General features: G+C 28.3%; 12 protein-coding genes. All 12 read left to right on the forward strand.

Annotated elements, in window-relative coordinates; translation table 11 throughout:
- The first annotated feature begins 175 nt into the window (after positions 1 to 175).
- On the forward strand, positions 176 to 1,174 hold the full coding sequence (locus HMPREF1983_RS05460; protein WP_021753297.1) for a hypothetical protein: 999 nt from the start codon (positions 176 to 178) through the stop codon (positions 1,172 to 1,174).
- A complete protein-coding gene (locus tag HMPREF1983_RS05465; protein WP_040461130.1) occupies positions 1,164 to 2,546 on the forward strand; it encodes a DnaD domain protein in 1,383 nt (460 codons plus the stop codon). The genes HMPREF1983_RS05460 and HMPREF1983_RS05465 overlap by 11 nt, the downstream gene beginning before the upstream one ends.
- The gene (gene dnaI / locus HMPREF1983_RS05470; RefSeq protein WP_021753299.1) at positions 2,543 to 3,427 is read left to right on the forward strand and encodes a primosomal protein DnaI; all 885 of its coding nucleotides are present in this window, start codon (positions 2,543 to 2,545) and stop codon (positions 3,425 to 3,427) included. The genes HMPREF1983_RS05465 and dnaI overlap by 4 nt, the downstream gene beginning before the upstream one ends.
- Positions 3,428 to 4,040: 613 nt before the next feature.
- On the forward strand, positions 4,041 to 4,769 hold the full coding sequence (locus HMPREF1983_RS05475) for an ATP-binding cassette domain-containing protein (protein WP_040461123.1): 729 nt from the start codon (positions 4,041 to 4,043) through the stop codon (positions 4,767 to 4,769).
- Positions 4,770 to 4,773: 4 nt separating this feature from the next.
- On the forward strand, positions 4,774 to 6,288 hold the full coding sequence (locus tag HMPREF1983_RS05480) for an ABC transporter permease/substrate-binding protein (protein WP_040461125.1): 1,515 nt from the start codon (positions 4,774 to 4,776) through the stop codon (positions 6,286 to 6,288).
- 297 nt (positions 6,289 to 6,585) lie between these two features.
- A complete protein-coding gene (locus tag HMPREF1983_RS05485; protein ID WP_245576431.1) occupies positions 6,586 to 7,365 on the forward strand; it encodes a regulatory protein RecX in 780 nt (259 codons plus the stop codon).
- A 13-nt stretch (positions 7,366 to 7,378) separates the two neighbouring features.
- A complete protein-coding gene (lepA, locus tag HMPREF1983_RS05490; protein ID WP_021753303.1) occupies positions 7,379 to 9,196 on the forward strand; it encodes a translation elongation factor 4 in 1,818 nt (605 codons plus the stop codon).
- Positions 9,196 to 10,329, forward strand: coding sequence for a radical SAM family heme chaperone HemW (gene hemW / locus HMPREF1983_RS05495; RefSeq protein WP_021753304.1), 1,134 nt, complete (start codon positions 9,196 to 9,198; stop codon positions 10,327 to 10,329). Before lepA ends, hemW begins: the two co-directional genes overlap by 1 nt.
- Before the next feature lie 69 nt (positions 10,330 to 10,398).
- Positions 10,399 to 11,109 carry a ribonuclease III gene (gene rnc / locus HMPREF1983_RS05500; protein WP_021753305.1) on the forward strand — a complete coding sequence of 237 codons (711 nt, stop codon included), beginning with the start codon at positions 10,399 to 10,401 and terminating at the stop codon, positions 11,107 to 11,109.
- A 21-nt stretch (positions 11,110 to 11,130) separates the two neighbouring features.
- Positions 11,131 to 14,679, forward strand: coding sequence for a chromosome segregation protein SMC (smc, locus tag HMPREF1983_RS05505; protein ID WP_021753306.1), 3,549 nt, complete (start codon positions 11,131 to 11,133; stop codon positions 14,677 to 14,679).
- Positions 14,679 to 15,740 (forward strand): signal recognition particle-docking protein FtsY, encoded by a 1,062-nt coding sequence (ftsY, locus tag HMPREF1983_RS05510; RefSeq protein ID WP_021753307.1) that lies wholly within the window; start codon positions 14,679 to 14,681, stop codon positions 15,738 to 15,740. Before smc ends, ftsY begins: the two co-directional genes overlap by 1 nt.
- A 284-nt stretch (positions 15,741 to 16,024) precedes the next feature.
- On the forward strand, positions 16,025 to 16,372 hold the full coding sequence (locus tag HMPREF1983_RS05515) for a DUF6568 family protein (protein ID WP_040461128.1): 348 nt from the start codon (positions 16,025 to 16,027) through the stop codon (positions 16,370 to 16,372).
- Positions 16,373 to 16,454: the final 82 nt, after the last annotated feature.

A 16,454-nucleotide genomic window follows, 5' to 3' on the forward strand; every position in this document is an offset into this window, starting at 1 on the left:
CTGCGAGGTTAGATCGTTGCCAGGCTTTTGAAATTAAAAGAAACCCTTTGGGATAAAAATCATGCTTATATAGATAATAAGTGTGATTTTTTATTATATGGTTTTTACTTTTATTTTGATTTTAAAGAGAAAATGGAGTATTATATTAGAGTAAACTACTAATGGAGGTAGAGAAATGTTTTATTTGGAAGACGAAAAAACTTTGGTATTAACCGGCGAGAATAAAAAAGATATATTGAAAGCATTGAAAAAAATTAATTATATATCAGATGATAAAAATATAAAAGTGGCATATATAAAAATACTGAATAAACTATTGGATTTTAATAAAGCTATTGAATTATTTTATCATTCTCAAAAACCGGAATTTAATGAAGTATATAAGGAAAGAATAGAAAATTTTGATAACAGTAAAGATGAATTTATTAGAATTAAAGCAAGTTTAAAAACAGAATTTGATAGTAAAAATTATAACAAAGAAATTGAGTCGGAATTTTATTCTATATTAACAAAAATTGAAAATAGAACGGCTGTGTTATTCGAAGAAGAGAAAAAGTATAATTTTAATAATTATTTAATAACTCTCATTAATGATAAGCAATTAGAAGAATTTATTTGGTTAAATACAATATATAACATTTATAAAGAAGAGAAAAGTTTGCAATCAATTATTACCGATTATTGTCAGTTAACCGATATTGAATTTTCTGATTTATATAAAATTTATTTATTTGTAACAGATTATAATATAAATAGTTTATTATTGAAAAATGAATCTAAAATAATAAATAATGAATACCTTGAAAATGTTGAGAATTTCTTTAATTATATGTATGAATTAATTGATGATCTTAGAACCTTTGTTACGAAGAAAGATAAAAAGAATATTTTAAGTTTTTCAACAAAATTGGAAAGTTATACCAAAACAAGTACACCGACTAAAGAAGAATTTATTTATAGTGTAAGAAAAGTTTTTTCATTTTTAAAAGAATTATATGAAAATGACAATGTAAAATTGTTACTTGATAATATTTATCCTATTCTTGTTAAATCATTTTATGCACCACTTAGAAACGATGATAAAATAAAATATGAATATAATCCTGAATTTATATTTGCTCTTGAGTATACTCAAATAATTATAGAAGTAATGGATGAAAACAATGGAAAATAAGTTAACCTCAAAAGATTTTTATTGTGTATATAACGATTTTGATATTTCCTTAAGAACGAGAGAACTTAATTTGCTATATCTTCCACTTATAGGAAGTGATGCGGTGCGACTGTATCAATTTTTGGGTACAAAAATAATTAGTGACAAAAATATTTCCGGTAACTTTTTGCATTATGATATTTTTGATAATTTAATGATGGATAGTACAAAATTCAATATTGCACGAAAAAAACTGGAAGCGATAGGGTTACTCTATACATATTTTATAAATAACGATGGAGTAAATCAATATTTGTATAAAATAAGAAATGCGTTAGATTTTAATGAGTTTTTTGAAATACCTGCTCTTGATCAACTGCTTGAAAATACTATTGGATTGAAGCAATATAACGATATTAAAAATAAATATGGAAATAATAAACTTAATTTTAAAAATTTCGAGAATTTAACTGCCAAATTTTCGGAAGTATTCACTTTAGAAAATTTAGATGATTACAGTTTTGAAAATATGTTAGAAAAAACGGTAACCGATACACCTAACTTTGATGAATATTATTTTGATTTTTCTAAATTAAATTACTTATTGGCAAATAGCTATTTGAGTGAATTGCTTGATGATAAGTCAATAAAAAGTTCTATTTTAGGTCTGGCACATTTATATAAAGTAACACCGAATGATATGGCAAAAGCTATAGAGAAAAGCGTAAATACTTCAAGCGGTGCAATAAGTTTAGATATGGATTTGTTGAAAGATTATTTACTTCAATTATTTGTTAATGTTAGAAAACAGGAAATTCCTACACTTAGCAAAATGATTAATAGAAAATTATTAGAAGAAGATATAAAAGAGGAATTGACAAGAGAGGAGAAGTTTATAAAAGAGGTAGATAATATAAATTATGTAGAATACCTTAATAAGCAACGCGGACTAATTTTATCAGAAGCTAACGCCAAATCTATTGTGGAAATACAAAATAAATATAATTTTCCGACAGGAGTTTTAAATATTTTATTGGATTATGCAATATCAGAAAGTAATGGGGATGGTGTACCTCATAAAAATTATATTGATGCCATAGCAAGCTCTTGGTCTTCACAAAAATTGCTTGGAGCGAGAGATGCTATAAATTACGCCAGAAGAATTCGTGATAATAGAAAAAAATCTTCTAAAAATAATAAAAAACATGACTATATTAAAAATCAAAAACAAAGTGACTTGTATACGGCACCGGTTCCTGAATATTTTAAGGATAGGATAGAAAATTTATCAGTTACAGATAATAAGATTTTAGCAAGAACTGTAACCTCGGAAGATGAAGATGCTTATAAAAAAATGTTGGTGGAATTATATAAAAAGGGGGATAATAAATGAAGAAATTATCTAATGTGTTATTAACAAATACGGAAGAAAGTTATAAAAAATTTATTTCTGAAAAAGTTCTTAGTGATAAAGAAATAATAAAGTTTATTAAAGAGAACTGTTTTACACTTGAAGATATAGAGAAAAATCACGAAATATTTTATCAGTATTATATTTCAAAAGATAAAAATTTAGATTTAAACCATATCCCTAAATTATTATACAGAGATAATAAAGTTTATATTACTTACAATGAAACTGATGAATATAGAAATTACAGACAAAGTTTACAGTTAAATAGTAAAATTAAGACAGAATTTGTACCGTCAAAAATTTTAACTTATACTTTTGAAAATTTATCTAAAAATAAGGAAAAAGCAAAGGTTGCCATTGAGTGCATAAGAATATGTAATTCAATTTTGAATGAAGTAAATATGAAAGGATTGTATATATATGGATCTACAGGAATTGGGAAAACATATCTTATGGGATGTATATATAATCATTTTAAAGAAAATGGAATAGAACCTGCCATTATTTATTACCCTGAATTTGTAAGAAAAATAAAAACAAAGATTAGTAATAATGAATATGAGCAGTATATAGATATTATTCGAGCAGAAAAAATTTTAATAATAGATGATATAGGTGCGGAAAATATTACAGAGTTTATAAGGGATGAAATCTTGGGACCGATAATTAACTACAGAGAAGCAGAAAATTTACCTACGTTTTTTTCATCTAATCTTTCATTTTCGGATTTGTTGGCAGTGTTATCTAAAACCAGAAATTCGGTAGATCAAACTAAAGCATTACGTATAGTAGAAAGAATTAAATCTCTTAGCACTCCGCTTTTATTAAAAGGACAAAATGAAAGAGAATTATATAATTAAATAAAATTCAGATGGGTGTACCCAAAATCTTAAAAAACCAGAATTTAAGAAAAAATATTTTCTTAATTTTGGTTTTAATATTGATATTTGGTGTAAAAAAATACACGAATATTTAGAAAATAGTGGAAGTTTTAGGAATATAGTTGTTGTCAATGAGTAGTATGTTGGAAAATACAAAATTATTCACAAGAAAAAAAGATGAAATTTTTTTTCTCTATAAATATTATGCAAGGGGGAACAATTTACAGAGTAAATCAAAGTTAATTTTAATGTGGATATATTATAATTAAAATAGAATTATACAAAATCCAATTTGTTAAAAAATTTATTCAACTAGACAAGTTATTAATTCTACAATTAAATTATTCAATGAAAATGGATATATTTTTTGAAGGGAATAGTAATGATAAAAGATTAAAAAAATTAAGTTAATACTTAAAGAGAAAATGTTTTCTTTACTATACTTAGTTCGTTAGAACAGGTAAAATTAGGTGCATATATCATGAGAAAATTGATAGTAGAATAACAAAAGTAGTTTATGGAATTACTATTTTTAGCAATCGATTTTAAAAAATGTCGAAGAATTAATTTTAAAAATAAAAGGAGACAAGATATGATAAGATATTCGCATGTATCTTTAAATTGTCCTATTAATGGGAAAATTTTAAATGATATAAACTTTGAAATACAAGATGGAGAGTTTTTTGTTCTTATCGGTCCTAGTGGTAGCGGAAAGACGACAACTTTAAAGCTTATTAATCGTCTGATTGAACAAACAGATGGAAACATTTACTTCCAAGATAAATGTCTGAAAGATTATCCTCTTCGTGAATTGAGGCTTGAAACTGGTTATGTTCTCCAACAAATTGCTTTGTTTCCTAATTTGTCTGTAGAGGAAAATATTGCTCTTATACCTGAAATGAAAAATTTTGATAAAAAATTGATTAGAGAAAAAACAGAAGATTTGTTAAAAAAAGTTGGACTTGAGCCGAAACTTTATATGAAACGATTACCGAAAGATTTGTCCGGCGGGGAAAAGCAACGTATCGGGATACTTAGAGCCATTATATCTAACCCGAAAATTCTTCTTATGGATGAACCATTTTCAGCTCTTGATCCTATCAGTAGAACTCAACTTCAAGATTTGATAAAACAACTGCATGATGAATATAAAATGACGACGGTATTTGTTACCCATGATATGGCAGAAGCATTAAAACTTGCAGATAGAATTTGTATTTTGAAAAATGGCGAAGTTATTCAAGTTGCATCTCCAATGGTTATGAGAGAAAATCCTGCAGATGATTTTGTGCGTGAGTTTTTCAATATGAAGGAGGGATAAACCGGTGAACATAGTGGAGACATTTATAGAACGTAGGGGCGATTGGTTAACGGGATTATTTGAACATCTTCAAATTTCATTATTATCATTAATTATAGCAATAGTTGTCGCAGTTCCTCTTGGGATAGTTTTGTCAAATAATCAAAAGATAAGTGAGTGGTTGTTGCAAATAACAGGAATTTTTCAAACTATACCATCATTGGCCCTGCTAGGGTTATTTATTCCATTTATGGGGATCGGAACAGTACCGGCAGTAGTTGCACTAGTAGTTTATGCCCTATTCCCAATTTTACAAAGTACTCTAACCGGTTTTTCAGAAATAGATGACTCTTTAGAAGAAGCGGCGACAGCTTTCGGTATGACAAAATGGGAAAAGTTGAAGAAATACCAATTTGCTTTATCAATGCCAATTCTAATGTCAGGTGTAAGAACGGCGAGTATTATGATTATTGGTACTGCGACACTAGCTGCTTTAGTTGGTGCTGGTGGACTGGGCTCTTTTATTTTACTTGGAATAGATAGAAATAATTCTGCGTTAATCCTAATTGGAGCAATTTCATCAGCAATTTTAGCTATCATTTTCGGCATGCTAATTAAGTTTTTACAAAACAAAAAACCAAAAACAATACTTGTTTCACTAGTAACAGCAACAATTGTTTTAGTTTTAAGTTTTATTCCATTTGGTAAAATGTCAAATCAAAAATTAGTTATTGCAGGAAAATTAGGAGCAGAACCTGAGATTTTGATTAATATGTATAAAATTTTAATTGAGGATGAGACAGATATTAATGTGGAAGTGAAACCAAACTTTGGGAAAACTAGTTTCTTATATGAGGCACTAAAATCTGGAAATATTGACATTTATCCAGAGTTTACAGGAACAGTTACAACAACACTTTTAAGAAATCTTGAGACAAGTAATTCAAATGATCCGAACGAGGTTTATGAAATTGCACGTAAGAAAATTTTAGAACAAGATAAACTGATTTATTTAAAACCGAGTGAATTTCAGGATACTTATGCGATTGCTGTACCTGAGAAGTATGCCGTTGATAATAATTTAGAAAAAATATCTGATCTTAAAAAAGTAGAAAATTCGGCAGTTGCCGGTTTTTCATTAGAGTTCAATGACAGGGAAGACGGGGCCTTAGGACTTAAGAAACTTTATAATCTAAATTTGAATATTAAAACTATGGAACCTGCGTTAAGATACCAAGCAGCAATGAATGGTGATGTCAACATTATTGAAGTATTCTCAACAGATAGTAAATTAATTACTAATAAATTAAAAGTATTAGAAGATGATAAAAGGTTATTTCCCCCATATCAAGGAGCGCCACTTCTCAGAGAAGAAACACTAAGAAAATATCCTGAACTTGAGAAAATATTAGATAAGCTTGCGGGTAAAATTACGACGAAAGAAATGACTGAGATGAATTATAAAGTTGATGTTGAAGGTAAGAACGCTTATGATGTTGCAAAAGAGTATTTAACAAAAAAAAATTTAATTAAAAAATAGATGAAGTGCAAGATAACTATATAGGAAAAATATATACATAACATAGTACAAGAGTCCCGGTTAGAAAGTAGAACTTGCAAAGTTTTTTAATGGTTTATTTAAGGCAGCCAAAAAGGAATTGGTAAATAGTTCTAATAATATCTAAAAAATTCTAGACAACATGTTTGTTTGGAGTTTTTTATTACATTTTTTCTTCTAATCGCTTCTCCTTTCTTCTGTTTTTTGGTAAAATTAGGAGAAAAGAATTTTTAGGTAATCGTAGATGTAAATTTACAATAAGTAGGTGATTATGTGCAAGTGACGAATATTACAAAGTTAAAAGTCAAATATAAAATTGAATTGGATAATGGGAAACATTTTTATGTATCTGAAGAAACAGTAATAAAATATGGTTTGATAAAAAAAACAGAATTGTCCGAAAAGCAGCTTAAAGAAATATTATCGCATGAGAATATAGAAAAAGCATATACCAAAGCTATAAATTACTTAAATTACGGTTTAAGAACAGAACGGGATATGCGAGAATATCTTGAGAAAAAGGAAATAGTTTCTGATATAATAGACGAGGTAATTGAGCGTTTAAAAGTGATGGGATATATAAATGATATTTATTATATTGAGGCGGCTGTTACCGATTATTTTAATCTTAATCAAAAAGGCCCCTATTGGATAAAAAGAAAACTTTTAGGAAAAGGTCTTGATAAGGAAATAGTTGAAGAGAATATTCAAAAAATTTGTACTGAAGAGTGTATGATTGATACACTTTATCGCATAATAGAGCGTGAATTTAATGTGAAAAGAGAGCCGAAAAATAAAAAAATTCAAAAAATAACGCATAAACTTTATACAAATGGTTATTCTTCTGATATAATTAAAAAGGTATTTGACATATTTTTTGAAGATTACGAAGATGTTGATGAAAGTGATGTATTAGAAATTTATTTTAATCGCACTTATCGTAATTATTCAAATAGATATGAAGGTTATATGCTAAAACAAAAAATCATTGAAAAATTGGTAAGGGACGGTTTCTCTTATTATGATGTAAAAAACTTTTTAGAAACAAAAGATTTGTAGAAGGAAGAATAAGATGAACAAAAGAAATGAAAGACAAAAGAAGATTAGAAATTTTTCTATTATTGCACATATTGATCATGGAAAATCAACACTTGCGGATAGAATTTTAGAAAAAACTAAAGCAATAGAAAGTCGAGAGATGAAAGCACAGTTACTTGATTCAATGGATATTGAACGTGAACGTGGAATAACGATAAAATTAAATGCAGTTCAGTTGAAATATACAGCAAAAAATGGAGAAGAATATATCTTTCATTTAATTGATACACCGGGACATGTCGATTTTACTTATGAAGTATCAAGATCATTAGCAGCTTGTGAAGGAGCTATTTTGGTTGTTGATGCTGCTCAAGGAATTGAGGCTCAAACATTAGCTAATGTGTACTTAGCATTGGATAATAATTTGGAAATAATACCCATAATAAATAAGATTGATTTACCGGCAGCAGATCCGGAAAGGGTGAAACATGAGATTGAAGATGTAATAGGGCTACCTACCGATGATATAGTTCTTGCCTCTGCTAAAGCGGGAATAGGTATTGATGAGATACTTGAACAAATTGTTGAGTACATACCGGCTCCAACCGGTGATGCCGATGAGCCGTTACAAGCATTGATATTCGATTCGCTATATGATGCGTATAGAGGGGTCATTGTTTCTGTACGCATAAAAAACGGTACGGTAAAAGTTGGTGATAAAATTAAAATGATGGCAACCGGAGGTGTTTTTGAAGTAACAGAGGTTGGAATTTACACACCTAAAGAACAGATTGTCGATGAATTAACAGCCGGTGATGTAGGATTTATATGTGCTTCAATTAAAAATGTTAGTGAAACACGAGTTGGGGATACAATTACATTGGCGAATAATCCGGCTAAATCAGCATTACCAGGGTATAGAAAATTAAATCCTATGGTATTTTGTGGATTATATCCTATCGATTCAGCTAAGTATAATGATTTACGTGAAGCGTTGGAAAAATTAGAACTTAATGATTCAGCATTACAATATGAAGCTGAAACCTCTCAAGCACTTGGATTTGGTTTTAGATGCGGATTTTTAGGAATGTTACATATGGAAATTATTCAAGAACGTATAGAGCGTGAATTTAATATTGATATTATTGCAACAGCACCATCGGTTATTTATAAGGTTGAACAAACCGACGGTATGATGATAGATGTTTCAAATCCGTCAGAAATGCCGGATCCACAAAAAATTAATAAAATTACAGAGCCGTTTGTCAAGGCTAGTATTATGGTTCCAAATGATTATGTTGGTGCGGTAATGGATTTATGTCAAAAAAAACGTGGCATTTTCTTAAATATGGAGTATATTGACGATACGAGAGTAAATATTACTTACGATATTCCGCTATCAGAAATTGTTTTTGATTTTTTTGATCAGTTAAAATCTAATACAAAAGGGTACGCATCATTTGATTATGAATTAACAGGATATAAAGATAGTAATCTTGTAAAAATGGATATTCTTTTAAATGGTGAACAAGTTGATGCTTTAAGTTTTATTGTTCATAGAGAGTTTGCTTATCAGCGTGGTAGGGTAATTGTAGAAAAACTTAAAAAATTGATTCCAAAACAGCAGTTTGAAATTCCTATCCAAGCAGCTATTGGTAATAAGATTATCTCTCGTGAAACTATTAAGGCTATGCGTAAAAATGTTCTTGCGAAATGTTACGGTGGCGACATTAGTAGAAAACGTAAGCTGTTAGAAAAGCAGAAAAAAGGTAAAGAACGTATGAAAGCTGTCGGTAGCGTAGAAGTACCTCAAGATGCTTTTATGGCAGTTTTAAAAATGGATGAAGAATAATGAAAATCTCACCTAAAGGAGTTTACATACACATACCGTTTTGTAAGTACATTTGTTCATATTGTGATTTTAATAAATTTTATATTCAACGTCAACCTGTTGACAAATATATTGATTGTTTAATAATAGAGATTAATAATATGCCGAACGTAAAAAATGTAGAAACAGTTTATATCGGTGGAGGCACTCCAAGTGCTTTGAATGATAAGCAACTGCATCGCTTACTCACAGCATTAAGAAAAAAAATTCCACAAAAATTAACAGAATTTACATTTGAGGCAAATCCGGAAGATTTAACGAATTCTCGTGTGGCATTAATAAAAAACTACGGTGTAAATCGTGTTAGTATGGGAGTACAAACTTTTAATAATGAACTGTTAAAAATTTTAGGACGTGGTCATGTTGCTGATAATGTAGACACGGCTATTGCTAATTGTAAAAAATATAACATAGAAAATATTAACGTTGATTTAATGTTTTCATTACCTAAGCAAACTATGGAAGATTTATATAGCAGTATGAAAAAGATAATAGGTTATAATATTAGTCACGTATCATGCTATTCTTTGATTTTGGAACAAAAAACCAAATTATATAATCAAGTTCGAGATAAAAAGGTTATACTGCCGACTAATGAAACAGAAGAGGAAATGTATCGTGTTGTTATTGATTATTTAACGGCTAATGGTTATAAGCAATATGAAATTAGTAATTTTGCTAAAAAAGGACACGAAAGTATTCATAACAGTAATTATTGGAGTAATTTAGAATATTATGGGCTTGGTGCCGGAGCTCATGGGTATGTATCCGGTGTTCGCTATGCAAATCAAGGAGCATTGAAATTTTATATTGACAGCATAGAAAAAAATGGTCATGCCAGACGTGAAGAAAATGTTGTATCCTTAAAGGAACATCTTGAAGAAGAAATGTTTTTAGGTCTTAGATTACTTGACGGCATTGATATGAAATACTTTAAAGAACATTATGGTAGTAATATTGATGAGATATTTCCCGCTGCATATAAAAATAACATTAAGCAAGGATATTTGGAAGTTATAGATGGGCATCTTCGTCTTACCAACAAAGGGCTATTTTACGGAAATGATGTATTTTCAGATTTTTTACTTGATTGATAGTAATATTGGAATGAAGAATAATTGTATTTCATTCCAATATTTCAAAATAGCAGAAAGGAGAATAATATGCAAGAAAAACAAATAAAACAGTTAGTATTGAATTTAAATTCAAAATTTAATTTTAATCTACGGTATGGTAAAAATTTTAAAATGGCATTTTCACATTCATCATATACTAATGAGAACAGGTTAGCTAAACATATTAGTTATGAACGTTTGGAATTTTTGGGGGATGCTGTTGTAGAAGTTGTTACGAGTGAGTTTTTATTTAAAAAATTTCCTAAATTGTCGGAGGGTGAACTTACTAAACTAAGAGCTTCTATTGTTTGTGAAAAAACATTAGTTAAATATGCCTTATCTTTAGGATTAGACAAATGTATTTTTCTAGGAAAAGGAGAAGAAAAAATGGGCGGAAGAACACGACCTGCCTTGCTTGCTGATATATTTGAATCTTTTACAGGGGCATTATATTTAGAAACTAATTTAAGTTCTGTCAAAATATTTTTAGAAAATACTCTATATACGGAAGTAAAGGATTACGAATATCATAGTTTTGTTGATTATAAAACTATATTACAAGAATTTATATCAAGAGAAAAAATGGGAACGATAGAATACAAAGTAATAGATTCCAGCGGACCATCACATTTGAAAACTTTTACCAGCAGCGTTACTATTGAAGGGGAAAACTTTGGAATTGGCAGTGCAAAAACGAAAAAAGAATCTGAACAACAGGCAGCCAAGCAGGCATTGAAAAAATTGGGAGAAGTACGGTAATAAAAAGAAAGGAGGTAGAATATGAAATTATCACAAGTTGAAATAACGGGTTTTAAATCATTTCAGGGTAAAACAACATTCAAATTTGATAATAATTTGATAGGTGTTGTAGGGCCGAATGGTTCTGGAAAAAGTAATATCATTGATGCTATTAGGTGGGTATTAGGAGAACAATCAGCTAAAAATTTACGTGGTAGTAGCATGAAAGATGTTATCTTTTCAGGAACAGAACAAGCTAAAAAGAAAAATTTTGCAGAAGTTTCACTGACCTTTAGTAATGAGCAGAGTAATAAAGAAATAAAACGACGTTTGTATCGTAACGGGGATAGTGAATATTTTATTGATAATAAAAGAGCCAAACTGAAAGATATTAGTGATTTATATCTTGATTTCGGTATTAACAAAGAAAGTTACAGTATTATCACTCAAGGAAAAGTGGAAGATATTATATCTTCAAAACCAATTGATAGACGAGCTATAATCGAAGAAGCATCCGGCGTGCTAAAGTATAAAAATAAAAAGAAAGAAACTAACACAAAACTTGAGAAAACGACGGATAATATTAATCGGCTAAATGATATTTTTTCGGAAATTAAAGAACGTTACACAACATTGGAAGAACAAAAAAATAAAACTGAAAATTATTTAGCATATACTAAGGAACTTGAAAAAAAAGATATTTTGATTAATATTTATAATATTGATGAATGTAACAAAAAATTAACACAAATATTGAATGAAAAAGCTGGTGTTCAAAAAGAAAAAGAAATCTTTGAAAAAAAGCAAAATGAACTAATAAAGAATTTAGAATATACTAAAAATAGTTTGATGTATTTAGATAAGACATATTTAAAATATCATAACGAAGAATTGGAATTAGTTCAAAAAAGAGAAAGTATTCAGTCAGAACTGAAAGTTATCGAGGAACGAAAAAACAACAGAAATATTAGAACTGAAAAATTGGAACAAGACGAAGAATATTTGAGGACAAGAAAGAAAAATTTTGAAATTAAACTTAAAGAGAGAAAATTATCGGAAAGTGAACTATTGAAGAAAGTAAAAAAACTGTCTTTAGAAATCTCCAATTTAGAAAATAAAGATAATAATACATTAGATATAATAACACAAAATATAGAAAACATTAAAGATAAATATTATAGTCTTACCATTGAAGAAACAAAATTAGAGAATAGTATTGAAACGGCAAAAAGAGATTTTGAAAGTTCGGATGAAAATTATAAAAATTTAGTCATTGAAATTGAAACTTTGGAAAAAAGCTACAAAGAAAAAAATCATAATCTTTCTGCACTAATTGATGATTTAGGAAGTATAAATAACAAATTAAAAGAGCATGGTGAAATTACTTCAAAGCTACTGAGTAAAAATATTCAATATTTAGAAGAAGAAAAAGAATTTGATGAACAGTTAAAAACAGGATATAATTTCCAAAGTAATTTGATGAATCGTAAAAAATTTTTAGAGGATCAAATTAATAATCTTAGTTTTTACAATATTGGTGTTAAAGAAATTTTGTCCAGTAAAGATACAATCTCCGGTATTCATAATAGTGTTGCTAATATAATGTCATTTGATAATAAATATGCAATCGCTTTGGATATGGCATTGGGATATTCCCAACAAAATATTGTTGTTGAAAATGAAAATGTTGCTAAAAAGTGTATAGAACAATTAAAGAAAACTAATAAGGGCAGGGTTACATTTTTACCGTTAAATAATATTAAGTCAAAAGTGATAAATAAAGATATTTATAAGATTCTTGTTAATGAAGAGGGTTTTATTAATATAGCTGAAGAATTGGTTAAGGTGGATGATCGTTATAAAAACATAATTTCTTATTTGCTAGGGTTAGTTATCATTGTGGATAATATTGATAATGCGAATCGTATTGCAAGGAAAATAAGTTTTAAAAATCGTATTATTACTCTTGATGGACAAGTAATTAATAGTGGTGGTTCTATTACCGGTGGGGCTATTAACAAAAATAGTAATTCTCTAATAAAAACTAATTCAGAATTAGAAGAGTTAGAAAATAATTTGATAAAAATAAATTCAAAAATCGAAACATTAACTATAAAATATGAAAGCATAGTAAATTTAAACAGAGAAATAGTAGTTAAGATAGATAATGAGAAGCAAAAAAAATCGGATTTAAATCTAAAACAAAAAGAAATAGAACTGAAGATAGAACATTTGAAAAATGAATTAATACCTCTAAATACAAATATTGAGATAAATAAGAAAAAATTATTAAGATACAAAAATACAGATAGTGAATTTGAAAATATTTCGCTTTTAGTTAGAAAACTCGAAGAAACAAGAAGAACTTTAAAAGAATTGAGTGTTGAATTAGAAAAAGAAAAATTAAAAAGGGAAAATGTGGAACTTGAAGAAAATGAATATTTAGAAAAAATAGCAGAACTTAAAATAGAAAAATCAAAAATAGAGGAAACTTTAAAGCACTCAAATGAAACTATAGAAAATTTAACCGCTGATATTGTAGACATAGATGTGCAGCTGAAAAAATTAGAAATTTCTAAGGAAACTGAGATGCTTAGTGTTGAAGAAGAAAAGAAAATTTTCGAAAACAATAGTAAGCTTATTATTGAATGTAATGACAAATTGGATATGATAAAAGGTTTATTGACAGATTTAAATTTTGAGAAAAGTGATTTATTTAAAAAGGAAAAAGAAATTACACAAGAACAACAAGTTAATAATAAGGATCTTAAGAAAAAAATGCTTCATTTTGAGCAATTAACTATTTCTCAAACAAAAATAGAAGTGAAAATTGATGAATTTTTGGAAAATCTAATTTATAATTATAATGTAACATATGAAAGTGTAAAAGATAAACTTGGTGAAGAAGATAGATTGAATATTCATATTTATAAAAATGAGGTGGGAAACCTGAAAAAAAATATACTTAATCTTGGTAATGTAAATATGAATGCAATAGTAGAGTTTGAGGAGATTAAAGAACGCTACGATTTTTATAGTGAGCAAATTACAGATTTAGTTGATGCTAAAGGAAAACTTGAGCAAACAATTACAGAAATAGATAAAGAGGTAAAAGAAAGATTTTTAGGAACTTTCGTTCAAGTGGCAGAAAATTTTAATAAGATATTTAAAGAATTATTCAAAGGTGGATATGCGGATATGTCGTTAGAAACTCCGAATGATATATTAAATACCGGAATTATAATTGAAGCATCGCCGCCAGGGAAAAAATTACAAAATCTTTCGTTACTTTCCGGTGGCGAAAAATCGTTAACGGCAATTAGTTTATTGTTTGCAATATTAAAAGTGAAAAATCCACCATTTGTTGTATTAGATGAGGTGGAGGCTGCGTTGGATGAGGAAAATGTAAATAGATTTTCGAAGTTTTTAAAAATTTATTCTACTGATAATCAATTTTTGGTGATTACTCATAGACGAGGAACAATGGAAGTTATGGATAAACTTTATGGAGTCACGATGAAAGAAAAAGGTATTAGCTATATATTAGAGTTGGAATTAAAGGATATAGTTGAGAAAGGAGAATATAACTAATGGCAAGTTTTTTTGAAAAGTTAAAAAATAAGTTTGCTAATAAAGAAGAATTAAATGAAGAATTAATTTCTTTAGATGAATATGAAGAGTTTGTTGAAACGCAACTCGTTACAGAAAAATTTAAAAAAGGTTTGAAAAAATCACGTGATAATTTTTCGAATGCACTTAATAATTTAATAAGTTCTTATAGGGAAATAAACGAAGAATTTTTTGAAGATTTGGAAGAGCTTCTTATACAATCCGATGTAAGTTATAATACTGTGTTGGAGTTGGTTGATTATTTAAAAGAAGAATCACAAAAAAGAAATTTAAAAGAACCCAGTGAACTTCAAGATATGATTATTGAAAAATTAGTTGATGTATATATGGAAGGAACAGTAAAGTCGGAATTAAACTACGCACAAAATGAAGAATTAACAGTTTTCTTGTTTGTAGGAGTAAATGGAGTAGGAAAAACAACATCAATAGGTAAATTAGCTCATAATTTGAAAAAAGAAGGGAAAAAAGTTCTAATTGCCGCTGGTGATACATTTAGAGCAGGCGCAATTGATCAGCTTGATGTTTGGGCAAAAAGGAGCGGTGCAGATATTATAAAATCACATGAAGGTGCTGATGCGGCAGCGACAATTTTTGACGCTATTCAATCGGCGAAGTCAAAAGGATATAATGTTTTATTATGTGATACAGCAGGGAGACTTCAAAATAAAAACAACTTGATGAAAGAGTTGGAAAAAATAGTAAGGGTTATAAAAAAAGAAATACCGGATGCTCCGCATGAAGTATTGTTGACTATTGATGCAACAACAGGTCAAAATGGAATTTTGCAAGCAAAAACTTTTAAAGAAGTCAGCGATGTAACAGGGGTAATCTTAACGAAATTGGATGGGACTGCAAAAGGTGGAATTGTAATTGCTATAAAAAAAGAATTGAACATTCCTGTGAAATTAGTTGGTCTTGGAGAAAATATTGATGACTTAGAAGTATTTGATCCTGAACAATATATTTACGGTTTATTCTATAAAGAAAAAGAAGAAAATTCAAAAGAAAATGAGAACGAGTAAAAATATATAATTTATATTTTGAAAGGAACTGCTCCAAAGGAGTTCATTGTTATAAAAGTTCCTATATAAGAGTTAGATAAATAGTTTATCGGTATCAAAGTTTGTTTTCTAAAACTTTTTACCATTTAGCAAATCTTGCGAGGTGACTTTCTAGAATTATGTTTTAAGAAATCATGATTTTTGGATCACCTCTTTTTTTGAGCAAAATACTAGATGAGTATTTATATATAAAGTAAAATATTAGTAGTGATAGGAAATTTATTAATAATAAAGGAATGATAGAGATGAAAAAAACGTTTGAGCAACATTTAGAAAACTTTACTGAAACATCAGCAGAAATTGCCTTAGAAAAAATAAATACAGAAGATAAATTCGTTTTATTTATCGGAAGATCAAGTTGTCCTTTTTGTAGAAAATTTATGCCAAAACTGAGTGAAGTAGTGGTTGAGAATAATTTTAAGGCATATTTTATTAATAGCCAAAATTCTGATGATATAGTAAAGATAGAAGAATTAAGAGAAAAATATTCAATCAAGACAGTTCCGGGACTTTTGGTAGCAAAGAATAATATAGTAAAAGTTGTGTGCAATTCGGGATTATCAAAAGAAGAAATAAAAGAATTTATTAATTAAATTTAAAAACTACCATAATAAGAGTGTTTCTAAAGAGATACTCTTATTTTTTTTTCTTGATAAGTTGTAAAATAAAGTGCAA

Origin of the sequence: Gemella bergeri ATCC 700627 (assembly GCF_000469465.1) — a bacterium.
Classification (GTDB): Bacteria; Bacillota; Bacilli; order Staphylococcales; family Gemellaceae; genus Gemella; species Gemella bergeri.